General features: G+C 34.8%; 24 protein-coding genes and 1 pseudogene. 4 read left to right on the top strand and 21 right to left on the bottom strand.

From position 1 onward, the window contains the following. Window positions 1-94: 94 nt before the first annotated feature. From FTRAC_RS12745 to FTRAC_RS12735, 3 genes are all read right to left on the bottom strand, one after another. Window positions 95-814, bottom strand: coding sequence for a LytR/AlgR family response regulator transcription factor (locus tag FTRAC_RS12745; RefSeq protein WP_013454671.1), 720 nt, complete (start codon window positions 812-814; stop codon window positions 95-97). A gap of 18 nt (window positions 815-832) precedes the next feature. Further along, window positions 833-1,867, bottom strand: coding sequence for a sensor histidine kinase (locus FTRAC_RS12740; RefSeq protein ID WP_013454670.1), 1,035 nt, complete (start codon window positions 1,865-1,867; stop codon window positions 833-835). Between the two features lie 99 nt (window positions 1,868-1,966). After that, complete coding sequence (locus tag FTRAC_RS12735; protein WP_013454669.1) at window positions 1,967-3,280, bottom strand: NAD(P)/FAD-dependent oxidoreductase; 1,314 nt, start codon at window positions 3,278-3,280, stop codon at window positions 1,967-1,969. A gap of 609 nt (window positions 3,281-3,889) precedes the next feature. Between FTRAC_RS12735 and FTRAC_RS12730 the strand changes: the two genes are divergently transcribed. Beyond that, window positions 3,890-4,198 carry a hypothetical protein gene (locus tag FTRAC_RS12730; RefSeq protein ID WP_013454668.1) on the top strand — a complete coding sequence of 103 codons (309 nt, stop codon included), beginning with the start codon at window positions 3,890-3,892 and terminating at the stop codon, window positions 4,196-4,198. A gap of 111 nt (window positions 4,199-4,309) precedes the next feature. Here FTRAC_RS12730 and FTRAC_RS12725 read toward each other — a convergent pair whose 3' ends face one another. The 17 genes and pseudogenes from FTRAC_RS12725 to FTRAC_RS12650 all read right to left on the bottom strand — a co-directional run bounded on the left by FTRAC_RS12725 (window position 4,310) and on the right by FTRAC_RS12650 (window position 18,379). Then, window positions 4,310-5,176: a substrate-binding periplasmic protein gene (locus FTRAC_RS12725; protein WP_013454667.1), complete on the bottom strand. Its 867-nt coding sequence runs from the start codon at window positions 5,174-5,176 to the stop codon at window positions 4,310-4,312. Window positions 5,177-5,418: 242 nt separating this feature from the next. Then, window positions 5,419-5,676: a DUF6952 family protein gene (locus FTRAC_RS12720; RefSeq protein WP_013454666.1), complete on the bottom strand. Its 258-nt coding sequence runs from the start codon at window positions 5,674-5,676 to the stop codon at window positions 5,419-5,421. Further along, window positions 5,657-5,980 (bottom strand): annotated as a pseudogene (locus tag FTRAC_RS12715) (thioredoxin family protein); the annotation flags it as partial. The gene FTRAC_RS12720 and the pseudogene FTRAC_RS12715, both read right to left, overlap by 20 nt. Window positions 5,981-6,095: 115 nt before the next feature. Continuing rightward, window positions 6,096-7,574 (bottom strand): glycine--tRNA ligase, encoded by a 1,479-nt coding sequence (locus FTRAC_RS12710; RefSeq protein ID WP_013454664.1) that lies wholly within the window; start codon window positions 7,572-7,574, stop codon window positions 6,096-6,098. Window positions 7,575-7,626: 52 nt separating this feature from the next. After that, on the bottom strand, window positions 7,627-9,315 hold the full coding sequence (locus tag FTRAC_RS19345) for a sensor histidine kinase (protein WP_013454663.1): 1,689 nt from the start codon (window positions 9,313-9,315) through the stop codon (window positions 7,627-7,629). Window positions 9,316-9,549: 234 nt separating this feature from the next. Continuing rightward, window positions 9,550-10,167 carry a class I SAM-dependent methyltransferase gene (locus FTRAC_RS12700; RefSeq protein WP_013454662.1) on the bottom strand — a complete coding sequence of 206 codons (618 nt, stop codon included), beginning with the start codon at window positions 10,165-10,167 and terminating at the stop codon, window positions 9,550-9,552. Next, the gene (locus tag FTRAC_RS12695) at window positions 10,145-11,059 is read right to left on the bottom strand and encodes a patatin-like phospholipase family protein (protein ID WP_013454661.1); all 915 of its coding nucleotides are present in this window, start codon (window positions 11,057-11,059) and stop codon (window positions 10,145-10,147) included. The genes FTRAC_RS12700 and FTRAC_RS12695 overlap by 23 nt, the downstream gene beginning before the upstream one ends. Before the next feature lie 406 nt (window positions 11,060-11,465). Continuing rightward, window positions 11,466-11,741, bottom strand: coding sequence for a hypothetical protein (locus FTRAC_RS12690; protein ID WP_148230082.1), 276 nt, complete (start codon window positions 11,739-11,741; stop codon window positions 11,466-11,468). Window positions 11,742-11,865: 124 nt separating this feature from the next. Then, window positions 11,866-13,164, bottom strand: coding sequence for a carboxypeptidase-like regulatory domain-containing protein (locus FTRAC_RS12685; RefSeq protein ID WP_013454659.1), 1,299 nt, complete (start codon window positions 13,162-13,164; stop codon window positions 11,866-11,868). A 100-nt stretch (window positions 13,165-13,264) separates the two neighbouring features. After that, the gene (locus FTRAC_RS19830; protein ID WP_013454658.1) at window positions 13,265-13,414 is read right to left on the bottom strand and encodes a hypothetical protein; all 150 of its coding nucleotides are present in this window, start codon (window positions 13,412-13,414) and stop codon (window positions 13,265-13,267) included. A gap of 64 nt (window positions 13,415-13,478) precedes the next feature. Next, window positions 13,479-14,171, bottom strand: a complete 693-nt coding sequence (locus FTRAC_RS12680; protein ID WP_013454657.1) for a potassium channel family protein — start codon at window positions 14,169-14,171, stop codon at window positions 13,479-13,481. After that, window positions 14,168-14,785 carry a uridine kinase gene (udk, locus tag FTRAC_RS12675; protein ID WP_013454656.1) on the bottom strand — a complete coding sequence of 206 codons (618 nt, stop codon included), beginning with the start codon at window positions 14,783-14,785 and terminating at the stop codon, window positions 14,168-14,170. Before udk ends, FTRAC_RS12680 begins: the two co-directional genes overlap by 4 nt. Before the next feature lie 29 nt (window positions 14,786-14,814). Next, window positions 14,815-15,393 carry a non-canonical purine NTP diphosphatase gene (locus tag FTRAC_RS12670; RefSeq protein ID WP_013454655.1) on the bottom strand — a complete coding sequence of 193 codons (579 nt, stop codon included), beginning with the start codon at window positions 15,391-15,393 and terminating at the stop codon, window positions 14,815-14,817. A 4-nt stretch (window positions 15,394-15,397) separates the two neighbouring features. Beyond that, window positions 15,398-15,901 carry an FKBP-type peptidyl-prolyl cis-trans isomerase gene (locus FTRAC_RS12665; RefSeq protein ID WP_013454654.1) on the bottom strand — a complete coding sequence of 168 codons (504 nt, stop codon included), beginning with the start codon at window positions 15,899-15,901 and terminating at the stop codon, window positions 15,398-15,400. Between the two features lie 10 nt (window positions 15,902-15,911). Then, entirely contained in the window at window positions 15,912-16,400 is a 489-nt protein-coding gene (locus tag FTRAC_RS12660; protein ID WP_013454653.1) for an FKBP-type peptidyl-prolyl cis-trans isomerase, read from the bottom strand. 13 nt (window positions 16,401-16,413) lie between these two features. Then, window positions 16,414-17,349, bottom strand: a complete 936-nt coding sequence (locus tag FTRAC_RS12655; RefSeq protein WP_013454652.1) for an FKBP-type peptidyl-prolyl cis-trans isomerase — start codon at window positions 17,347-17,349, stop codon at window positions 16,414-16,416. Further along, the gene (locus tag FTRAC_RS12650; RefSeq protein ID WP_013454651.1) at window positions 17,336-18,379 is read right to left on the bottom strand and encodes a DHH family phosphoesterase; all 1,044 of its coding nucleotides are present in this window, start codon (window positions 18,377-18,379) and stop codon (window positions 17,336-17,338) included. The genes FTRAC_RS12655 and FTRAC_RS12650 overlap by 14 nt, the downstream gene beginning before the upstream one ends. 194 nt (window positions 18,380-18,573) lie before the next feature. Here FTRAC_RS12650 and FTRAC_RS12645 point away from each other — a divergent pair, with 194 nt between their 5' ends. After that, a complete protein-coding gene (locus FTRAC_RS12645; RefSeq protein ID WP_013454650.1) occupies window positions 18,574-18,993 on the top strand; it encodes a nucleoside-diphosphate kinase in 420 nt (139 codons plus the stop codon). 59 nt (window positions 18,994-19,052) lie between these two features. Here the strand turns inward: FTRAC_RS12645 and FTRAC_RS12640 are convergent, their stop codons facing one another. Continuing rightward, window positions 19,053-19,376 (bottom strand): hypothetical protein, encoded by a 324-nt coding sequence (locus tag FTRAC_RS12640; protein ID WP_013454649.1) that lies wholly within the window; start codon window positions 19,374-19,376, stop codon window positions 19,053-19,055. A gap of 186 nt (window positions 19,377-19,562) precedes the next feature. Here FTRAC_RS12640 and FTRAC_RS12635 point away from each other — a divergent pair, with 186 nt between their 5' ends. Continuing rightward, a complete protein-coding gene (locus FTRAC_RS12635) occupies window positions 19,563-21,323 on the top strand; it encodes an AMP-dependent synthetase/ligase (protein ID WP_013454648.1) in 1,761 nt (586 codons plus the stop codon). A gap of 427 nt (window positions 21,324-21,750) precedes the next feature. Beyond that, entirely contained in the window at window positions 21,751-22,866 is a 1,116-nt protein-coding gene (locus FTRAC_RS12630; RefSeq protein ID WP_041649820.1) for a PQQ-dependent sugar dehydrogenase, read from the top strand. The last annotated feature ends 84 nt before the right edge of the window (window positions 22,867-22,950 follow it).

Genomic DNA, 22,950 nt, shown 5'->3' with positions numbered 1-22,950 from the left:
TATCCCCCGGTCGGTGGCTCACCGACCGGAAGCAGAAAAGGCGAGTATCATAAGCAGATGGTCGGTGAGCCACCGACCATGGTAACATCGTGCTTTAAAGACTCATCAAATCTTTAAATTTAGTGGCTTGTCTACGGCTTACTTCTACCTTATCACCGCCTTTTAATTTAACCATTAAGCCGCCATTAAACCAAGTTTCAATTTCATCTATCCACTCCAAGTTGATAATATGCTTTCGGCTCACTCTGAAAAAATGCTTATTGTCTAATTTTTCATCCAAAGCATTTAATGACTTATGAATCATGGGCTTGTTTTTATCAAAATATACTTTGATATAATTGCCGTCTGATTCAAATAAGCGGACATCCTTCAATTTTACGAACCAGCAATTATCGCCATCCTTAACAAATACCTGATCATTAACCGTAAGCTGACTGCTGTTTTTGTTTTGTTCATTTTTAGTCGCTACCTCTTGCCTGATTTTATTGATGGACTCTGTTAATCTTTTGGGTTCTATTGGTTTTAAGAGATAATCCAACGCATTGAATTCAAAAGCTTTTAAGGCATATTCATCATAGGCAGTAGTAAATATAACCTTTGGAGTCTTTTCTAAAGTTTCCAATAGCTCAAAACCCGTTCTTCCTGGCATTTGAATATCTAAAAATATAAGATCTGGACTCAGCTTGTCAATCATTTCTTCTGCTTCGTCTGCATTGGCTGCTTCACCTAATATTTCAATATCCTTATATTCTGCTAACAAATTGCTCAATTCCTTCCGAGCCAACCTTTCATCATCAATAATTAATACCTTCATATTCTTAAATTAAAATTTTCAATAACTGATCTGAGGAATTTTAACAGTGGTTAAAACTACACCTTCTTGTTCATTTTTTATACTAAACGAAGCCTCTTTTTCAAAGATTAACTTTAATCGCTGTTTTGTATTCTCAATTCCAAAACCTTTATGCTTTCTTCTTTTATCCAATTTAAAATTGCCTGAATTTCTAATGGAGATCTTCAAACATTTTTTATCATCCAGCTGCGTTTCTATAGAAAGCTTTCCTCCAGACGTTAGATTCGAAATACCGTGTTTGATGCCGTTTTCTACCAAAGTTTGAATCATTAAAGGAGGAACTTGATATTTATAAGATTCAGGGTGGATTACAAATTCCGTGGTTAACCTCTCCTCATACCTTATTTTTTCTAATGCCAAAAAGTCAATAACTGTATTCAATTCATCATTGAAGTTAATCAATCTTTTCTTATCCAAAATTAAAGAGTTCCTAAGTATGTTGGATAATTGTGTGATAGAATTCTTTGCCTTTGCAGGATCTTCATCCACCAATGCCCTTACGCTATTTAAAGCATTAAATATAAAATGTGGATTGAGCTGTGATTTCAAGTTATTCAATTCAATCTCATTCATCGCTGCATCAAATTTGAGCGAGCGATTATAATTCTCAACATAGTGATACATGAAGTAAACTAATGACCAAAGAAAGAACAAGATCAAATAGGCTAGAATATTTAGAAAAATCACCCTAGGGTTAAGATCAAAAGCAGGGTCTAGAAAACCTAGTAATGATGACAGCCCAAATAAAAACCCGTAATTAATAATGCTGAGAATAAAGCATGCAATGATTACTCTAACTACGAGTTTTTGAATAATTATTTTCAGCCAACCGTTTCTAATAATAAAGTTTCTATAAATATGGGTGAGGCAAATATAAAAAGGGACAAGAATGAGCTGGACAATTATTTGCTGAGTAGAAAGATTTTCTCCAAAGTATGCTAAAAAAATATTGAGTAAGCCATAGGCAGACCAACCAACAATTTGAAGTGTCCAATACAGTAACTTTTTATTCATTATATTATAAGCTCAAAAAATGGATAATTCATTTTTTACTTAGTACAAAATAAGCTTCTTTTTATAGATTTAAGAAACCGTCTATCAAATCATAAAGTATTAAGTTTTATCTTTCTGGCTTTTTATTTTAGGGACGAACGGGCGGATTATTAAACGCGTTCCTCTGTCATAAGTGAAATAGTTCCATATCCAATTGCTGAGAATCACAATCTTATTTCTAAAGCCAACTATAGAAATCAAATGAACAAACATCCATATGAACCAGGCAAAAAAGCCTCCAAAATGAAGGTTCTTAGGTAGGTCAACCACTGCCTTGTTACGTCCTACAGTTGCCATACTTCCCTTATCTAAATACTTAAATGGCTTTTGTTCTTTTCCTTTTAAAGAGGCTAGAATATTTTTTGACAGTCTTTCTCCTTGTTGCATTGCAACTGGAGCAAGCATAGGATGCCCTTTAGGGAAATCTTCTGTTTCCATTAAAGCGATATCTCCAACAGCATAAATATTATCGGTGCCCTCCACCAAATTATAACGATCCACTTTATACCTGCTGTTTTTTACACTTTGCTCAGAAAGTCCTTCAATTACATTGCCCATAACGCCCGCTCCCCAAAGAAGAGTAGCAGCAGGAATAGTTTCATTATTATTAAAGACTACTTTCTCTCCATCATAGCTATCCACCATGGTGTTGAGCTTTACATTTACTTCAAATTTCTTAAGGTATTTTTGTGCTTTTTTATCAGCAAACTCAGACATCCCTCCTAAAAGTCTGTCCATTCCCTCAACCAAATAAATGTTTAGCCTATTAAAATCTAAATCAGGATAATCATTTGGTAACACATGCTTTTTAAGCTCTCCTAAAGCTCCCGCTAACTCAACCCCGGTTGGTCCACCTCCCACAATCACGATATTCATCAGACGTTCTATCTTTTCTTCATCAGAGCTCAATACCGCCTCCTCAAAATTTTGTAAGATATGACTTCTAAAATCCAATGCTTGCGGGATTTGTTTAAGCGGAAATGCCTTTTCAAATTTCTCATTTTGACCAAAGAAGTTTGTTTTTGAACCTGCTGCGATAATCAGATAATCAAAGGACAATTCACCTACATTACTCATCACCTTACTGTCCTCCTTATCAATTCTAGAAACAGTAGCCATTCTAAAAAATATATTTTTGTGATTTTCAAGCAGCTTTCGCAATGGTCCAGCTATTGAATCGGGTTCTAAGCCTGCAGTTGCAACTTGGTAGAGCAATGGCTGAAAAGTATGGTAATTGTGTCTGTCCAATAATACTACTTGCACATCCTGACCTGCAAACTTTTTGGCCATCGTGATTCCTGCGAACCCTCCGCCAATAATCACTATTCTCTTTTGTTTTGTATTAGGTATTTTAAACGAATTTGGCTTATCCATAAATGATTATTCTTAAAAAGTAGACACTTTATTAACTCCTTTAAAATTATTAGGTTTTATGGATTAAGTAGGTAATTATATAGTATTAACACTCATTTATTCTTACATAAGTGAATAAATTTTTAGGGTGTTTTTATATTAAATCATTACCTTTTAAACCTCTTGAAAGAATTCAAAAACGAAATAATAAAAATAAACCAAACCTTCGTTTAGCTTACTTAAACGAAGATTAATTTCATTCTAACTTTATTGAGTCCAATTTGATAAAATTTTTACTAAAATTTACCAAATCAACGATCTTTTACAAATGACTGATTTCCTGTGGTTTACAACAAATAGCTTTAAATCAAGACAAAATAAATTCTCAGTAGAATTAAATGAAATAAGAAAGTAAGTTATGGCCGACTAAAGAATATAATTCAACTAAATTTAAAATAATATTATGATATCAATGGAAAAATCAGAATATCCTATATATCTACAAATATTTCCTTTTACGGATATATATTACATGTAAAGTACATTTGCCAAATTATTTTTTAATAATGGGAAGCAACTTTCCTATAATATTCTGCGTCCTCCCTACATAAGAACCTAAAACAAAATATTATGAAAAGGGCAATAGTAATTTTAGCATTCATTCTTACATTTGGAAATCTATATGCTAATGAAGAGAAAGTATCAATTGATGAAAAATTAATCAAGGAAGTAAAGGCTGAAATGGAAAAGCCTTTCTATTTCATAGATTCGTTAGAGGAAGAGCCAGATGTGTTGGTATACAGCATTGAAGGAAAACTTTTACATAGCTTTCAAAAAGAAAATATTGATCCTATAGCCATGAGAAATGCCGATTTTATTATGGAAACCAACTCACAGAAAATATTTATTAAAATGACGGAACTAAACCCTAATATTTAAGCTTTATTAGGTATAGTTTAATTCATAGTGAATGGTTGATGTTTTGGTAAGTAAAAGCCTCCACGCTGAAAAGCAGGAGGCTTTTTACTTTATAAAACCTTTTCTTAGTAATTAATTACCACTTGCAACTGAGTCTAATAATCTCAAGGCATTTGGCCCTAAATGCTTTGCAATGATTTTCCTGTAGCTAGGGCTATTTCTGTACGATTCGGTTAAGAATTCGTTAAATGGCTTCACCCAATCACTATTTTTTGGCATCAAAATCCCAAACTCTTCGGCAGTTTGATCTCCTGCCGGATGTCTCTTAATTGGTTTATTAGATTGTAGAGCGTCTAAATAATAAGTGAAATCTACATTTATAAAATAGTTTTCATCCCTACCAATCATTACCATACCTTCATCAAAGTAATTAACATATTCAATTTTTAAATCAGGGAAGTGCTTATTTTTAATCTTCATTATCTGCTCTTCATTGGTAGTTCCTTTTATCGTAATAGCTGTTTTACCTGCAAATACATCTGAAATATTGGTAATATCACTTAGCGTAGGAACCTCTTTATTAGTCAACAGCATAGCTATATTAGTAATGTAAGGAGGGCTGAAATTATATTCACTTTTTCTTTTTGCCGTAATTGTAGTATTACTTAAACCAAATACTCCATTTGATGATTTTTTAACTGCCCCTAAATAATCTGTAAAGTTATTAGCATGTTGCTTTTCAATAGTCGAATTGACGGTGATCCCATATTTATCCAAAAGGAAAAATTCAAAATCGCTCATAATGTCCACGCAAACCCCTGTAACTTCCCCACCAATGTTAGCAGCAAAGCCTGGAGCTTCAGAATAAACATATGTTAAATTAGCCGTTTTGCTTTCCTTTGCCTTTGCAAATGTATCGCCTGAAAACTGTGCCTGAGATTCGAACCCTAAGCAAAGTAGAGAGATGATAAATACTGACCTGAGTAGTAACTGTTTCATAGTAATAATTTAGTGTCCAATTTGAAAAGTACTTAAATCGATTATAATTAGAAAGTAATTTTCTGTAAATCAAATACTTTTATCGATAAAATAAAATTAATAAAAGAGTGAATGGTTAAATATTACTTTGGAAAGGCTTAACATATAATTTTTCTAAGTTAATATAATAATATTTCCTATAACCATAAAAAAAGCGCAGTTTCCAGTGAAACTGCGCTTTTCATGCTTACCGCTCTAATAGTTTAACTGTCAATAGAGCCCATCACTCTTTGCATAAAACCATTCAAGGCTTCCTTTTTTGGTGTGCCGGACTTCACATCCTTGTGAACTTCTAAGGCTCCCGATAAATTGGAAAGCAGTTCTCCTATTACTTCCAGCTCCTCATCTTTTATGCCTTTTGCTTCAATCAAATCTTCGAGTAGATCCATGCTTTCTACCACATAATCTTCATCGTTTTTTTCAATAAACTCTACTACGTGCTTAATTATTGGTAACCTCATCTAATAAATCTGTTATAATACTTGGTTTATTTCCTGAAATAGAATTTACTAATTTACCGTTTTTAAACCCGGCAAATGTAGGCAAGTTTTTCACCTCAGCTAATGACCTTGAGTTCGGTTGTTTTTCGGCATCCACGTACACAAATTTTATGTTTTCATTTTCTCCTGCCAACCTTTTAAATTTAGGTTTGGTAATCTTACAATTGCCACACCAAGTAGCTCCGTACTGCACCATTACCAACTCATTATCATTAACTATCTCTTGTAAATTATCTTCTGCTAATTCTATCATTTTCAAATTCTTTAAAGTTCTTTTTAATTTCTACTTAAATGAACCACAAAATTACGAATAGGTTACGATTAATTAAATTGATTGTTTGCATATGATTATAGACAAAATCTATCTCTTTAGAAGCAGATTATAACTGCTCATATATTCTATTAAAAGAAGTTGACTTCATTATATATGATTCTAATTCACTTACTGGCATTCTCTCTTGCTCGGTACTATCTCTATGTCGAATCGTAACGGTCTCATCCTCTAATGTCTGATGATCTACAGCTATACAAAATGGTGTTCCGATCAAATCCTGACGAGTATAGCGCTTCCCGATAGATGCTGCTTCTTCATAAACTACATTGAAAGCACCTTTCAAGGATTTGTATATCTCCTGTCCTTTCTCTGGCAAGCCATCTTTTTTGGTTAAGGGCAAAATTGCAGCTTTCACAGGAGCCAAAGCAGGATGGAGCTTCAAATAGGTTCTTGTTTTTATTTTATCTCCTTCTCCTACTTCTTCATTTTTAAACGCACTACAGAACAACATTAAAAACAGTCGATCGCAACCCACTGAAGTTTCCACGACATAAGGAATGTAATTTTTGCCAATTTCCGGGTCGAAATATTGTAATTTCTTTTTCGAAACCTCTTGGTGGCTCTTTAAATCAAAATCCGTACGGCTGTGAATTCCCTCAACCTCCTTAAAACCAAATGGAAACTTATATTCTACATCAACTGCAGCATTTGCATAATGGGCGAGCTTTTCATGCTCATGCAAACGCAAATCCTCACTTGCAATGCCTATGGCTTTATGCCATTTTAAGCGCATATCTCTCCATTTCTCATACCACTCCATTTCTTCACCAGGGCGTACGAAAAATTGCATTTCCATTTGCTCAAACTCACGCATTCTGAAAATAAACTGACGCGCAACTATTTCATTTCTGAAAGCTTTTCCAATTTGGGCAATTCCAAAAGGGACTTTCATTCTGGCTGTTTTTTGAACATTTAAGAAATTAACAAAAATACCCTGGGCAGTTTCAGGTCTTAAATAAATTTTCCCTGAACCATCAGATACACTTCCCATTTGTGTTGAGAACATTAAATTAAACTGACGCACTTCTGTCCAGTTGGCTGTTCCCGAAATAGGACATTTGATATCTTCAGCAATAATTAGAGCTCTAACAGCTTCCAAGTCTTCCGCTTCAAGCAATTGTCCTGTTTTTTTCAATAGGGTATCTGCCTTTTCTTGATCTCCAGAATTTTCGTATTCGGCTGCTTTTTCTTCCAATAAAACATCCGCTCTGTATCTTTTTTTGGAATCTTTATTGTCGATCATGGGGTCATTGAAACTCTCTATGTGACCCGATGCCTTCCATGTATCAGGATGCATAAAAATAGCAGAATCTAAGCCAACAATATCATCATTGAATCGAGTCATAGTATTCCACCAAAGCTCTTTGATATTTTTCTTTAATTCTGCTCCATATGGCCCGTAATCGTACACAGCTTGCAGGCCTTCATAAATTTCGCTTGAAGGATATACAAAACCATATTCTTTTGCGTGAGCAATTATATCTCTAAAAAGTGTGTTTTCGGGGGTTTGTTCTTTCTTTGCCATGCCGCAAAGATAATTTAATTCAATTATGGATAAGAAAGGATTGTTTGAAATTTTAGGATTTCGGCAATTTTATACTAAAAGTAGTTCCTTCGCCTCTCTCAGATTCGAGATTTATGCTTCCACCCAATCGTTCTACCATATCTTTTACGATATACAAACCTAATCCGGATCCTTTAGAATTTTCTGAAGCTCTAAAAAACATGTCAAAAATTTTCGGTTGAGCTTCACTGGGAATCCCTTGACCATTATCGACAACTTTTACCAAAACCTCTTTCCCTAAATCTTCGGTTTGGACGGCAACATACTTTCCCGAATGAGCATGACGATGATATTTAATGGCATTATCGACCAAATTATTAAGAATTACACCTAATCTACCCTTATCAGTTTTTAATATAGTGTCTTCTTCAATTCTCATTCTAAAATCAATATCAGCAGAGAGTTCCCGATACTGCGTATTCTCAAAAATTTCGGACACCAATTCACGAATATTTACCGATTGCTTAATGACTTCCGTTCTAGTATTACGAGCAAAACTGATGATTTCATCGATAAATGTATAAAGCTTTTTTACTCTATTCTTCATCATGCCAAGCAGTTGCTTCAGCTCCTGAGTATCATCAGTGGTATCGCCTATATTGATTAAGCCTTGTATGGAATTTAATGGTGCACGTAGATCGTGAGATACGCTGTAAACAAATCTATCCAACTCAGCATTGGTTTGCTCCAGCAGCTGATTTTTTTCTTTAATTTCTTCTTCCCTTACTTTCTTTTCTGTGATATCAACCAAAGAGCCCACCATTCTTATTGGCTTTTCGTCACTAGACCATTTGGCTTGCCCCGATCCTTGAAACCACCGATAGCTCCCATCTTTACATTTTAATTTATATTCAACTGAAAAAGGCTCTTTGTTCTGAAGATGACGTTTAAAATCGCCTACCAATCGAGGATAATCAGATTTCTCTGCCAAAAGATTTTTAAAAGCATTTTGACCGGGAGAAAAATCTTTTGGGTTATAACCCAATAGCTCATACAACTTTGGAGACCACCATTGCTGATCTTTATTAATGTTTTCCCAATCCCAAATACCGGCATTGGTGCCTTCTACCGCTAAGCGAAATCTTTCTTCACTTTCCTTTAATTTACGGTCTTGCTCCAAAATCTTCTGTTCAGATTTATACTGCAGTTTCACCTGGAAGTAAATTACCACAATTAGCCCCACGAAAGTGAAAAAATAATTAAGGAAGTAAATTTTGTCCTCTTTAGCTTCATTGATAGTATCAACTGTTACAATCTTGTAGGCTGTTAACTCACTTATCACAAAACAAGCAAAAGCAATCATCCCATAAAAAAGCCAAACTTTTACGTTTTTATATCCAAACAAGGTAATAGAAGCCACTAAAATAGGGAAAAGGTAAAGTTGAGAGCCGTAATATTTCCCTTCGTTGGACATGAAAATAAACACAAAAAATATCGCGATGAGTAATAAGCTATGCTTGGCTAATTCATATTTTCCAAAACGATTTAGCAAGAATCCAAAAATTCCACCAAAAATCCCCACCATAAATGATGGTGTTAAGGAAATATCCCATAAAAACACATTCAATAATCCATTGACGGTGCTAATAAAGGATAGAATTAAGCAACAAACGCCAACCAATAAAGCCTTGCGGTAATCTCCTTCAGATTTTATGTGAGTCCCTCGACCCAGTATAATATTTCGAAATGAATATTTTTTCATACTGTTAATCAGTAAATATACTTATTTTTCGAAATATTTTTAATTACGTAAGACGTAACAAATGACCTTAGATGTATTATTTTAACCCAATTTGGGTGATAATATCTGTTTAAATATTATTACGCAGTGAGTTATGCTATTTGGGAGAGAATTATGCATGTAATAAATACCAAACTATTTTATTAAACAAAAACAAGGGCTAACGAGACAATTTTTTCGCTTAAATCTTCTTTTTCAACTACTTTTTTGAAGCATGAAAGTTCCCATTGTATGCCGATTTTGAACTACTACTTCTTTTGCTGGCTCAATAAGCTCGATATTAAGCCTATTCAAATCTTCTATAAATCTATCCTTATTCACCACAAACCTAATTTGCTCATAAGGAAACTGATATATCTGATGTTCAACCTCCAATGCATGATCTGGAATGAAGAGATCTGTCATAGTTCGAATGAAAATTTTACCTTTAGGTTTAAGCAAACGGACTAATTCCATAAGCATCATATGAAAATGTTCTTCGCTTTTGGCAAAATGAAGAACTGCACTGCAGATAATCACATCAAAAGATGAATCTGGAAAAAGAATTTTATCTAGCTTCATTAGCTGAAATCTGGCATCTATATTCTGAAGCTTATTCTTTTTGGCAATTAATTTCAAGAATTGAATAGCTTCAGGATTTTGATCAATTCCGAATACATCTAGATTGTTATTAAGACAATAAATGAGGTTTCTACCTTCTCCACAACCAGCATCTAATATTTTAGCATCATCATGTAAATACCCTTTTAGGATAAAATCCAACCAATACAAATCAATATTCCCTAGCTCATTATTCAGTTCTTTCCAATCCATTTCTATATTGGCTATAAGATTTATTAAATGCCTCTTTTCCTAATTCCACTAGCTCATTGCTTTTGTAGAATTCAAAAGTGCCGCATGAATTTCTAGAAACTTGAATCAACATATCCGGCTTAATGATTTCCATTTGCAAGCTGGTCATTTTTTCCTGCATCAAATCAATAGATCTATTGAGCAAATCAAAATAACCTAATTTTTTAGGGGTGGTACTTGCCTCTTTCCCAGTATTCTTCGGTAAATACCTTCGAATACGAGCTGTGAATTCATCCAAAAACTGCTTGTTTTTTTCATCTTGCTGTACTTCTTCTGCTGTGACTGCTACTTTTTTCTCAAAAGGAATTTCGGCATTTACATCAACCGCAATTAAGATGTCTCCAGCAGTTCTTTTCACTCTATTTAAAGGGATAGGATTTAGCACTCCGCCATCAACTATTTCCTCATTTTCAAGGTACACAGGAGTCATTACCGTTGGTATAGCGCAGGAAGCCCGTAACGCATCCATTAAATTCCCTTCTGAAAAAAGCACTTCTTTTTGTGTTCTAATATTGGAAGCAACTGCAGTAAAAGGAATAGGAAAATCTTCAATATTAAATTCGCCTAATAGCTTTCTCATCTCTTTGAACACTTTCTCGCCACGAACTACACCTTGCAAACTCAGCGTAAAGTCCAACAATTTAAAGACATCAATTTTATCGAAATGAGTCACCCAATCTTTGTATTCTTGCATTTTTCCTGCAGCATACAATCCTCCAATGACAGCACCCATGCTTGAACCAGCTATAGAAGAAATCTCAAAACCCTTTTCCTCTAATGCTTCAATTACGCCAATATGGGCAACCCCCCTGGCGCCACCACTACCTAAAACTAAGGCTACTTTTTGTTTCATGTGTATATCATTGTTTATTAAGGCCACATGGAATCTTTGATTAAAAATTCCTGCCATAGGCAGGCAAGCTATCTTCGGTTGGTGTAAAATTCGAAGCTACATTTTTAATGTCGATTTCATGTCAATTAAAAAATTTGGCTGACAGGCAATTTAGTAAAAATAAGAGAAGCAGAATAGGCTTCTATACCTAAAGCTTTATTTATTCTTTCCAACAAACTTTAAAGCAGCAATTGCTAGTGCAAAAACTAGCAATGGAAATATAAACGATAATTCCACCCCATATAAAATCTGTTGATCTGTTATGTGAACAGGAAAAAATAGAGACAAGATATCGCAATGATTATTTGCAATAATATTTTGAGCGTTTTCATCCTGAATTTGAAGTAAGCAAATAAATTTAATGCTCTTAAAATGGCATCTGTTTTTCTATTAATTTTCTTTTGCCCAAAACAGCAAATATACTGTAAGTAATTAGCACGACAAAAAATACAAACATGCTTAAAGGCCCTACATATATTCTAAAAATTGAATGATTTATTTCCATTGCTTCAGAAAAACTCTGGATAGATTTAAATCTTATTATTAAACTAGTTACAGAAATAAATCCGGTAATTAATGCTGCAAAACCAAAGGATGTTGTAGCAGCATATCCAATTTTGCTAAGGAATTTAATAAATTTCATACCCAAGAATAATTGAAATTCCTGAAATGTAAAAGATTTGGCAATGGTGATTGTTTCTAAAGTTTTTAAAAAGAACGAAAGTGGATTGCCAAGGTCTCTTTGGGAACAGTACAAAATCAATCCTTCATTTAGAACCCATTTCTTCTATATCTCTTTTAGCTTTTTCAAGTTTCGGATCAAGTATAACTGAGTTATAATTATTCCAAAACTCTTCATTATATGGCTTTTCGACTTTGAATAAATCTTGATCAAAGTCTATAGTTTCTCTATTCCTAATCCTTCTAAAATCTCTTCTTCTGGTTTTTACATCCGTTACATAAAAAGCGGCATCATAAAACTGTACAGCATTTTCTCCATCTTCCGTTTCTGTTTGCCAAGCATCTCTTACTGGTGCCTTCCATTTTATGTAGCTTAAATAGTACTTTTTGCCGATTTTTCTATACGACACAACTGATTGTTTATAAATACTATTCAAAAACAGTTTCTCTTGATCCCTATTAAATCTAGCTTCATTGGAATCTTCAACTGCGAAAAATTGACTATTAAATTCCAACTTTAACATTCCAAAATCATCAGCATTAATATATATTTTTCCGAATGATTGAAGGCCTCCAAGGTGGAAAGAAGGAGAGAAATAACTTAAAACATATATCAATCCTTCACTCGACTGAATAACTGAATCTAACTCAAAATCATATCTACTGTGGATATCATTTAATAATTTATATTCTTCAATTCGGTTATATCCTCTGATACCATCAAACTCAAAAGATTTATACAAATTATTTTCGTCTCCACTCATGAAGTATTTATATACTCTTTCAAAAAAACTATAATCTATATAATCCTCGCTCTTTTTTAATTCATCCAAACGTATTTTTAATCGGCTATAGGGAACATCAAAACCATTATCTTGAACGGAAACTGCTGCCTCTAGTAAACGAACATAGCTATTGTTCCTTACTACCATTTCGCGATAAAAACCTTTCAGAAGAAAGGCTCTACGAGCGTAATTAAATGGAATTTTCCTTATGGCCTCTCCGACAATCGCCCGAAGTGTATCTTTTTTGGGCCTTACAATAACTTCGTCAAGCATCCCCTTTTCTGGGCTTAAATAGTAATTTAACTTTTGGCTTTTTAAATTGGAGGCCAGCAATTCCAAATCTTCATAGCCAATGCTCGAAATCACTACAGTATCGTACTTTTCTTTAAGTGGAAAACGAAAGCTAAATTGCCCTTGTTCATTGGAATGAGAGCCCAACATAGTGCCTTTTAAATGAATATTGGCAAAGGGAATAGCGGATGAGTCAGCCTTGGACAACAAAGTCCCACTGATTTCTTTGTTTTCGAGCTTGGGTTTTTGAGATACTAATATTGTTAAATTAAAGAATAGGAATAGAAAAGCAGTAATTATATATCTCATGTATCGGTTCTGTAAATAATAAGGTTGAATTCAATTTACAGAAAAATATTAATTTAACTAAGTAAATAGAATACTATCCCAAATTAACTTCCTCTATTAATTACGCCTTCCATTTTCTTTTTCTGTATTCTAATAATAGTATTGTGCCTTGCATGACTACCAAGGAAATAAAGCCTGCCTTAGCATCAAAAATAAAAATCAATCCGGATACGATAAGCAAAAGGATTTTGACAAAGGTGATGTTCGACATGATATTTTTTTTGAAGATAAGATTTCTTAAAGAACCACGTACAGCTTTAATTGTTACGAAATCCCTACTTATTCACCTCAATAAACTTATTTACATCTTTCGATTTGCCTAAGATGATCATAATATCGGTTTCTTTAAGAAAAGTATCGGCACGGGGAACGCCTATTATATGCTCCACTTGCTGCAGTTGACCTTCCACTTTTTCATCATACAACCTTTTTACTGTAATCAAATTAAGGTTATATTTTTCTCTTAGCCCTATTTCACTAATGGTTTGATCTACTACTCTGCTTGGCGTATTAATTTCCACAATTTCATAATCGTCAGGCAAGGGAAGGAAGGATTTCATATTGGGGTGTAATAACATTTCTGCCACGGTTTTACCAACCGTTTCTTCTGGAGAAAGAATTTCCTCAATTCCCATTTTCTCCAAAATCATACGCTGCTGTGCATTGGCTGCTCTTGCAATAATTCGTTCTACTTCCAGTTCCAACAACAAAACCGTAGTCAATAAAAGCCCTTCGAAATTCTCCCCAATAGCGACTACTACTGCGTCCATATCCTGGATGTTTTGTGCTTTTAGCGCTTTTACATCTGTGGAATCTAAGGCAACGGCATAGGCCACATCATCTTTAATAGCTTCTACTTTGTCAAGGTCGATGTCAATGGCTAGTACTTCCGCGCCACTATCACTCAAGGTGCGGGCGATGGATTCCCCAAATTGTCCTAATCCGATTACTGCAAAACGATTGGTCATGAGCTCACATTTTTGAGGTAAGATACTAAAACTTCCAGACCTTTATCAAATTTATTGTTATTAGGCACAATGATATCGGCATCATATTTAAACGGGTCAATATACTTTTCGTAAGTAGGTGCCACATGTTTCTCGTAGCGGTATAAAACATCATCTAGGTCATATCCTCGTTCTGAATTATCTCGCATTATTCGTCTTTTGAGCTTTACATAATCCTTCGCATCAATAAATACTTTTAAATCTAGCAATTTGAATAACTCTGGAAAATAAAAGACAAATAAGCCTTCTACTACTATAATCTTAGAAGGTTTGAATTCCAGCATTTTAGGTACAACATCTGGATTATTAAAGGTGTATTCCTTTCGACTTACGGGTTTCCCTTCTTTCAGCATTTTGATGTCTCGGGCATAATCATCAAACTCGATAGACTGTGGAGTATCAAAGTTTTCCACTCCATTCTCATCCTTAGGCTGGAGATGTCGGTCTTTGTAATAATTATCTTGAGATACTAGGCAGATTTCATCTTTCGGAAAATGGTCGAGCAAGCTTTTCAGAAACATCGTTTTTCCTGATGCACTTCCTCCTGTAATACCTACAATGAATGGATTGTTCATGAATGCAAAACTACAGTTTTATACTGTTTTTAAGAATTTGTTTTTAAAAAATCGACTAGCTTTCTTACTGCAATTGATCGATGGGATATTTTATTTTTTTCCTCCGTACTCATTTGAGCAAAAGTTTGGGTATATCCTTTTGGAATAAAAATAGGGTCATAACCAAAGCCCTTATCTCCACTATGCTCTTTTGTTATTTCGCCTTCCACAATCCCCTCGAAAAAATGCTTCTTATTATTAATGAAGGCACAAATAACAGTTCTGAATCGAGCATTTCTGCTGGATGATGAATTTAATCTTTCCAACAGTAGTGCCATATTATCTTCATCGGAACGCTGAGGGCCAGCATATCGGGCTGAGAAAACACCAGGCTCATTATTTAAAGACTCCACTTCTAAACCAGTATCATCTGCAAAACATTCGATATTGTAGTTTTCGAATACGTATGCAGCCTTTTGCTGAGCATTGCCTTCCAGAGTGCTTTGGTCTTCACGCAACTCCTCATTGCATTCAATATCTTTTAAACCAAGCAGTTGAAAATCACCCCCTAAAAGAAGCGCTACTTCCTTAATCTTGTTTGGATTATTGGTGGCAAAACAGATTTTCATGAGATTAATACCTTACTAATCTTATTCTAAACTCAACATTTTCCTCTACGGGTAAATTTGCCGGTAATGTTTGACTAACACCTTTGACAAATAGGAGAGATGCTGGTACATAGACTCTATAATCAGCATTTCTATTCATATTGGTAACTGCCAGTTTAAATCCTGGCACAACACTACTGTTTCTTAGCGGAAATTGACTATCTATTCCCGAAGCAAAAACCCGTGTATCGCCTATTATAGTTGCTGTATAATCTACAAATACTGTTGAACAAAAATTGGGGCCCGCACCAGTTCCTGATTCTACCACAGAATACCTTATTCCAGAAGGATCAGTTTCATAATCTATCCCGTTATTTTCAAGATAGCTTTCAATTTCGGCAATTTCAATATCTAATTGCGACTGGTCAACTTCAAAATCTGGACTACTATTACAATCAAGTTCATCAGAACAAGACATCAAAGTGAAAACTAAAGAGTATAATGCAAATTGAAATATATATCTCAGCATCTGATTTTTTTTAATCTAAAATATTAACCAATTCCACTTCAAAAATTAATACAGAATTAGGTGGAATTGTTCCTCTTCTGTTCGGACCATAAGCTAAATAAGATGGCAAAAACAAGGTGATTTTTCCTCCTTCATTAATTAATTTAATGCCTAAATCCCAGCCTAAAATAACTTGCCCTAAGCCTACTACAAAGCTGAAAGGTTCATTCTGCGTATCAGAAGAATCGAATACCTTATCATTGAGAAATCTACCAACATAATTAACCTCTACTTCTTGTTGGTTCACAGGACTTTCACCTGTACCTTGCTCTTCTATAATATAATATAGGTCGTAAGCTGGTAGCTTTTCAGCAGATAAATTATTTTGATCAAGGTACTCCTCAATGAGCCTAATATCTTCCGCTAATTGCTCATCAGGACATTCGCCTCGTAGGTTTTCGCAATCTTCATCGCAAGAAGTAATCAAGGTGGAAACCACCCCAATTACTAATAAAATCATAATTCTTTTCATATTATTTCACCTCCACTAGCTCAACATCAAAAATCAATGGAGAGTTTGGCGGAATTACAGCACCTGAACCACGTGGCCCGTAGCCTAATCCAGATGGAATATACAAAGTAGCTTCACTTCCTTCGTTTAAAAGCATGATGCCTTCATCCCAACCTCTTATCACTCTTCCTTTTCCAACAATAAATTCGAGCGGAGCATACTCTCTCTGTTCATTATAGGCACCAGTTTCTCTAGCTATATCTTCATAAGAAGTATCAAAAACAGTTCCATCCATCAATTTACCTACATAATTAACTCTGACAGTGTCTCCTGCTTCAGCTTTTTCACCAGAAGTTTCTTTGGTAACCATATAGTATAAGCCAGATTCAGTTTTTTGAGCTTCTATACTATTTTCAGAAAGAAAATCTTTTATTAACTCATCGTCAATTCCTTTTTGCTTCTCAGCTTCTTTTTGCATTCTTTTCATTGCTTCCTGTTGCATTTGCTTCTGCCACTCCATAAAGCCTGCAGTATCAAACTTCTGGATAGCTTTAGCATAAACGGTAAGCCTATCTGTCTTTTCTATATTGGGCCCAACAGGTTGTTTGAAACCCTGAGTAAATACTTCGCTAGCAGTTAATTTGGTCTTGATGCTGTCCCCAATTTTTAATGTTTTTAGAATTGAAAACAAAGGCCCTCTTGTCGACAGAACTGAATCTTGAACTGCAATAGGCAATTCGCCAACTTCTTCGCTATTGAGCAAAACAGAATCTTTACTATCTTCTAATCGAAGGGAAAAGATAGCAAAACCTCCTTCTTCTAAACTTTCTCCATCCTTAGATTCTATAAGGACATATTCAACACCTTCGGGTGTCTCCAATTTCTTCTCATTATTGCATGCCCAAACTAAAGTTAAGGATAAAAACAATGCTAATGATAACTTACTATAATTCTTCATAAACTTCTATTTTTTCTCTATTCTGTAATTGTGTTGCGTATTCTTTAATAATTCTTTCAAATAAATTGACTGTCTCTTCTAAGCTTTTTTCAACTTTTCCTCCTGCGGCATTCTTATGACCACCTCCTTTGAAATATTCACCTGCTAGCGAATTCACTTCAAAATCGCCAATTGACCTCAAAGATAATTTTGTGCCATCTTCAGTTTCTGTGAAAAGGGCAGCCATTGTAATACCATCAACGGACAAAGCGTAATTCACTAAACCTTCCGTATCACCGTTTTTGGAATTAAACCTCTCAAGATCTTTCATTGAAATAGCAAAGTAAGCAGCATGTTCCTTTTCAAAAACCTTAAGTCTTTCACTCAAAGCAAAGCCTAAGAATTTCAAACGATCTAAAGAGTTTGTGTCGTATATTAACCTTGAAACTTCTGAATTATTTGCTCCTAAACTGATTAACTCAGCTACTATTTCGTGAACCTCCTGTGTGGTATTCGGATGTTTAAATGAACCGGTATCCGTCATGATTCCAGCATATAAACAATCTGCTGTATCACTGTCCACTTGTTCCTTATCTCCAAAAAGCTTGATTAGCTTAAATATTAATTGAGCTGTGGAAGCAGAATCAACATCATGGTAAACGTACTCCGCAAAATCCTCTGGATCACGGTGATGATCAATCAAAACCTTATGAGCTTTGGAAGCCGCTACTGCCTCTCCAAGTTCATTTATCCTTTTAAGATTTGAAAAATCCAAGCAAAAGATAAGATCAGCTTCCTCCACCAATTTCTTCGACCTCTCCTCATTGCCTTTCTCATTAAAGACAATTACATTCTCATTACCTTTCATCCAATGAAGAAATTTTGGGTAATCCGTAGGCGTAATCACAGTGACGTTATGCCCAGTTTTTATTAGATAATTGTAAATTCCCAAACTACTCCCCAGCGCATCAGCATCTGGCTTTTGATGGGTTGTTATTACAATATTTTGAGGTGTATCTAATACCTCTTTAAGTTTTAATATGTCCTGCATGAATCAGATTAACCCTGTGGGGATTAAATTGATCTGCAAAGTTGACAAGAAAATCATGAAAAACAAACGCCTAAAAGTCTGAGCCATTGTGAAAAAAACAATTTCATTGTGAGTTTAAGGAAATATAATATTTCATATCAGATTAATCCTTTAAATTTGCATTGTAAAATATTCAAATTAATAAATTTAACACAATGGCTGGAAACAGAACATTTACGATGATTAAGCCCGATGCTGTGGGCGAAAATAACATAGGCGCAATTACTAAAATGATTGAGGAAGGTGGATTCCGAATTGTTTCTATGAAAATGACGAAATTAAGCGAAGAAAGAGCTGGTCAGTTTTATGCTGTACATAAAGAACGTCCTTTCTATAAAGATTTAGTAGCATATATGTCTGGTGGCAATATTGTGGCTATGATTTTGGAAAAGGATAATGCTGTTGAAGATTTTAGAAAATTAATAGGCGCTACAAATCCTGCAGACGCTGAAGAGGGAACGATCAGAAAGATATTTGCTACATCTATTGAAGCAAATGCTGTTCATGGTTCTGATTCCGATGAAAATGCACAAATCGAAGGAGGTTTCTTCTTTGCTGATATTGAAAAATTCTAGCAATAGACTTTGGAAATATAAAACCAAAAAGGGCGTTCGCTAACTAGCGGACGCTTTTTTTAATTAGTTACAATATCAGATGCTGCCGGGGAATCAAAAATTTCTTTAAAACTGTATCTGTAAATTACTTGAAATAATATATTGTACGACATTGAAGACATGGAACTAGGAACATTGCTCTTATGCTGATTTAGGCTATCTTGCACCACTGCCCTCTGTTTTAATTCACTTAAGGAATCTGTTTTTTCACATTTCTTATCTGGTTCCGCTTCAACCTTATCTTTCTCTTTCTTTTTATCTTCTTTCTTCTTGGCTGAAACATCAAATGCTAAAAACGTAGCAAGTAATAAAATAATTATACCAGCTTTATTGAAGTTTAACATGGCTATTACATTTTGATGTTATCAAATATATTGAATAAATATGAATTTATATCAATAAGCTACTGATAACTTATTAACAGAGGTAAGGTTTAAGTTTATTTCGTCTCAAAAATAAAATTTCCTTTTGTTTACAATGGCAATAGCTCTTTTTTCATTTATATTAATGAAAAATTTAAGCATACTACTATGGAACCTACTCGACTGTTTGATTTATTAAGCTACCAAAAAGATAATAACCCTCTTAAAGATACCTTTTCCTATAAGTATGATGGCGACTGGAAAAGTTATAGCACTGATGATGTAATTGATATTGTTGATTCCATTTCTCGAGGATTTCTTAAACTAGGATTAGCAAAAAACGATAAGGTTGGCATTGTTTCTTCCAACAGACCAGAATGGAATTTTATAGATTTGGCTTTACAGCAAATCGGAGCAGTAAGTGTACCCATGTATCCCACCATCACACCAAAAGATTATAAATTCATATTTGAAGATTCTGGTTTAAAATATGTATTTGCTGAAGACCAAGAATTATATGATAAAGTTAAAAAGGCTTCTGAGGGTCTTTCTTTTATCAAAAATATCTACTCATTTGAAAAACTTGATGGAGTATCTTATTGGACTGAGCTTAAAGAAAGTGGGGGAAGTGATGAAACAAATTTACAGCCTTACCGAGATGAAGTTGACCCAGAAGATTTGGTTACTTTAATCTACACTTCAGGAACGACAGGAAATCCTAAAGGAGTGATGTTAACGCATCATAATGTTTTGAGTAATGCAAAGGCAGTTAATGAAAATCTGGATGTGGATGGTTTAAGAAAATCATTGAGCTTTTTACCGCTCTGCCACATCTTTGAAAGAACAAGTGTATATTTCTATTTGTACAGAGGTGTGGCGGTATATTATGCTGAAAACCTTGAAAAAATTGGTGATAATCTGAAAGAGGTACAGCCAGACATGTTTACAACAGTTCCACGGCTTCTAGAAAAAATCTATGATAAGATTGTGGCTAAAGGAATGGACCTAACAGGGGTTAAAAAATCACTATTCTTTTGGGCTTTAAATTTAGGACACAAATTTGATCGAAATAAAAATCAAGGTGCTTGGTATAACTTCCAGTTGAGGTTAGCCAACAAACTTATTTTCAGCAAATGGAGAGAAGCGGTTGGAGGAAATATAAAATTGATTGCCTCGGGTGGAGCCGCACTTCAACCTCGGTTAGCCACTATCTTCTGGTCAGCTCAAATTCCAGTTTTGGAAGCTTACGGTCTTACGGAAACGTCTCCGGGTATTGCATTCAACCGATATAATAAAGAAGATATGCTAATAGGTACTGTTGGACCTGCACTGCCAGGAGTTGAAATTAAAATTGCGGAAGATGGAGAAGTTCTAGCAAAGGGTCCTAATATCATGAAAGGCTATTACAATCAACCTGAAAAAACAGATGAGGTAATTGACAAAGATGGATGGTTTCACACTGGTGACATTGGCGAAATGGTGAACGGAAAATTTCTTAAAATCACAGACCGCAAGAAAGAGATGTTTAAAACATCAGGTGGAAAATATGTTGCTCCACAATATATCGAAAACAAACTGAAAGAATCCACATTGATTGAAATGGCAATGGTGGTAGGTGACGGACAAAAATTCCCTGGAGCTCTAATAGTTCCAAATTTTGATGCTTTAAGGGAATGGTGTCATCATAAGGGCATAGCTTATTCTTCTGGTGCAGAAATGGTGAAGCAGCAAAACATCATCGATAAATTTCAGAAAGAGATTGATAATGCCAATGAGCAATTTGCACAGTGGGAAAGAATCAAAAAAACTGTGCTTTTGCCAAAATCCTGGACAGTTGAAAATCATGAGCTAACCGCAAAATTGAGCTTAAAAAGAAAAATTATTGAGGCCAATTATCAGAAAGAGATTGAGAGTATTTATGAGGATTAATAATGATCAATCTTTAAAGCAATTTGGTTTTTAACTTCCTGAACGATTGTACTATTTTCAAGGAGTTTCGCCCTTTCGGGGCTTAGGGATTGTTGTTGTTTCTTGGCACAGGGCTTCACCCTGTGCTAGAATATAATGAGCTTTCAGGCCTACAAATCAAAATCTCACAATAATAGGTTTTACTGATTGAATTGATTTGATACCACAATATACTCAAAATTACATTGGATAAAGCTAGTCCCGAAGGCATACCTAAGCTTGGGGTGAAATCCTACGCTTCAAAATTTAAAAAACAACAAAGCCCTGAAAGCGCATAATAATTTTCGCCATTTCATAACTTTATTATATGTGTCTTTACTATCCATCATAACGATCCAACAATAATCTCCCAAAACGGTATAATAAAATAGATCAAAAATCACAAACTATGAAAAACTCGATTTTTATGCCAGCAGTGCTATTCAGTTTATTAATTGTCATTTCATGCCAAGCTGATCCTGAAAAAGAGACAACTGCTACCGACTTTGAAGTCGTTACCGTTGCGGATGGATTAGATAATCCATGGGGAATGACCTGGTTGCCTGATGGCAGAATGCTAGTAACAGAATTAAGTGGAAGAATTTTAGTAATTGAGAATGACCAGTATTCTGGCAAAGAGATTAGTGGCGTTCCAGAGGTTTATCATAACAACCAAGGTGGATTATTGGATATTCAATTACACCCTGATTATGAAAATAATGGCTGGATCTATTTCAGTTTCGCAAAACCCGGAGATGAAGGCGGTAGCACTGCTATTATGAGAGCCAAATTAGAAGGTGACAATTTAGTTGAAAAAGAACTTATTTATGAATCATTTCCTAAAACCCGTTCTGGTGTCCATTTTGGTTCCCGTATCGATTTCAAAGATGGATATATATTTTTCACTGTAGGTGAAAGGGGTGAAATGGATAATGCACAGTCCGTTGGCAATCCATTTGGTAAAGTACACAGACTGCATGATAACGGAGATGTGCCCGAAGATAATCCTTTTGTGAAAATACCTGATGCAGAGCATAGTATTTGGAGTTACGGACACAGAAACCCTCAAGGTATGCAATTTCATCCACAAACAGGTGAATTGTGGGCCCATGAACACGGCCCTAAAGGTGGGGATGAATTGAATATTGTTAAAAAAGCCAAAAACTATGGCTGGCCAGAAATCAGTTATGGAATTGATTATGATGGAAGCATTATTACAGATGAAACCGAAAAAGAAGGCATGATGCAGCCCGTTCATTACTGGGATCCCTCTATAGCTCCTTGCGGAATGACCTTTGTAAGCAGTGAACACTATCCAGAATGGAAAAACAACATTTTAATGGGCTCCCTTAAATTTCAATATTTGAATAGAGTCGTACTTGATGAAAATGGAAAGTATGTAAAAGAAGAAAAATTATTAGAAGGTATAGGTAGAGTGAGACATGTTGCTGAAAGTCCAGAAGGCTATATATATGTTGCGGTGGAAGGCCCTGGTAAAATTGTAAAACTCATGCCAAAAAAATAACTTTTTTATCCTCCTAAAAACAGCCCTATCTCTCTCAAATCACATAGGGCTGTTTTTTTATGTCTCTTTTCAAAGTTTTTGCCT

Origin of the sequence: Marivirga tractuosa DSM 4126, assembly GCF_000183425.1 — a bacterium.
Classification (GTDB): domain Bacteria; phylum Bacteroidota; class Bacteroidia; order Cytophagales; family Cyclobacteriaceae; genus Marivirga; species Marivirga tractuosa.
The sequence above is the reverse complement of the archived record's forward strand: the minus strand, read 5'-3'. Positions and strand labels throughout refer to the sequence as shown.

Bases quoted from the DNA above. Each gene is read 5' to 3' on its own strand.
- FTRAC_RS12745 (WP_013454671.1), bottom strand. From the start codon at position 814: ATGAAGGTATTAATTATTGATGATGAAAGGTTGGCTCGGAAGGAATTG.
- FTRAC_RS12710 (WP_013454664.1), bottom strand. From the start codon at position 7,574: ATGGCAAAGAAAGAACAAACCCCCGAAAACACACTTTTTAGAGATATA.
- FTRAC_RS12630 (WP_041649820.1), top strand. From the start codon at position 21,751: ATGAAAAACTCGATTTTTATGCCAGCAGTGCTATTCAGTTTATTAATT.
- FTRAC_RS12680 (WP_013454657.1), bottom strand. From the start codon at position 14,171: ATGACCAATCGTTTTGCAGTAATCGGATTAGGACAATTTGGGGAATCC.
- FTRAC_RS12690 (WP_148230082.1), bottom strand. From the start codon at position 11,741: ATGAAATTTATTAAATTCCTTAGCAAAATTGGATATGCTGCTACAACA.
- FTRAC_RS19830 (WP_013454658.1), bottom strand. From the start codon at position 13,414: ATGTCGAACATCACCTTTGTCAAAATCCTTTTGCTTATCGTATCCGGA.
- FTRAC_RS12720 (WP_013454666.1), bottom strand. From the start codon at position 5,676: ATGAGGTTACCAATAATTAAGCACGTAGTAGAGTTTATTGAAAAAAAC.
- FTRAC_RS12640 (WP_013454649.1), bottom strand. From the start codon at position 19,376: ATGTTAAACTTCAATAAAGCTGGTATAATTATTTTATTACTTGCTACG.
- FTRAC_RS12735 (WP_013454669.1), bottom strand. From the start codon at position 3,280: ATGGATAAGCCAAATTCGTTTAAAATACCTAATACAAAACAAAAGAGA.
- FTRAC_RS12645 (WP_013454650.1), top strand. From the start codon at position 18,574: ATGGCTGGAAACAGAACATTTACGATGATTAAGCCCGATGCTGTGGGC.
- udk (WP_013454656.1), bottom strand. From the start codon at position 14,785: ATGAACAATCCATTCATTGTAGGTATTACAGGAGGAAGTGCATCAGGA.
- FTRAC_RS12660 (WP_013454653.1), bottom strand. From the start codon at position 16,400: ATGATTTTATTAGTAATTGGGGTGGTTTCCACCTTGATTACTTCTTGC.
- FTRAC_RS12695 (WP_013454661.1), bottom strand. From the start codon at position 11,059: ATGAAACAAAAAGTAGCCTTAGTTTTAGGTAGTGGTGGCGCCAGGGGG.
- FTRAC_RS12650 (WP_013454651.1), bottom strand. From the start codon at position 18,379: ATGCAGGACATATTAAAACTTAAAGAGGTATTAGATACACCTCAAAAT.
- FTRAC_RS12665 (WP_013454654.1), bottom strand. From the start codon at position 15,901: ATGCTGAGATATATATTTCAATTTGCATTATACTCTTTAGTTTTCACT.
- FTRAC_RS12670 (WP_013454655.1), bottom strand. From the start codon at position 15,393: ATGAAAATCTGTTTTGCCACCAATAATCCAAACAAGATTAAGGAAGTA.
- FTRAC_RS19345 (WP_013454663.1), bottom strand. From the start codon at position 9,315: ATGAAAAAATATTCATTTCGAAATATTATACTGGGTCGAGGGACTCAC.
- FTRAC_RS12730 (WP_013454668.1), top strand. From the start codon at position 3,890: ATGAAAAGGGCAATAGTAATTTTAGCATTCATTCTTACATTTGGAAAT.
- FTRAC_RS12655 (WP_013454652.1), bottom strand. From the start codon at position 17,349: ATGAAGAATTATAGTAAGTTATCATTAGCATTGTTTTTATCCTTAACT.
- FTRAC_RS12635 (WP_013454648.1), top strand. From the start codon at position 19,563: ATGGAACCTACTCGACTGTTTGATTTATTAAGCTACCAAAAAGATAAT.
- FTRAC_RS12725 (WP_013454667.1), bottom strand. From the start codon at position 5,176: ATGAAACAGTTACTACTCAGGTCAGTATTTATCATCTCTCTACTTTGC.
- FTRAC_RS12685 (WP_013454659.1), bottom strand. From the start codon at position 13,164: ATGAGATATATAATTACTGCTTTTCTATTCCTATTCTTTAATTTAACA.
- FTRAC_RS12700 (WP_013454662.1), bottom strand. From the start codon at position 10,167: ATGGATTGGAAAGAACTGAATAATGAGCTAGGGAATATTGATTTGTAT.
- FTRAC_RS12740 (WP_013454670.1), bottom strand. From the start codon at position 1,867: ATGAATAAAAAGTTACTGTATTGGACACTTCAAATTGTTGGTTGGTCT.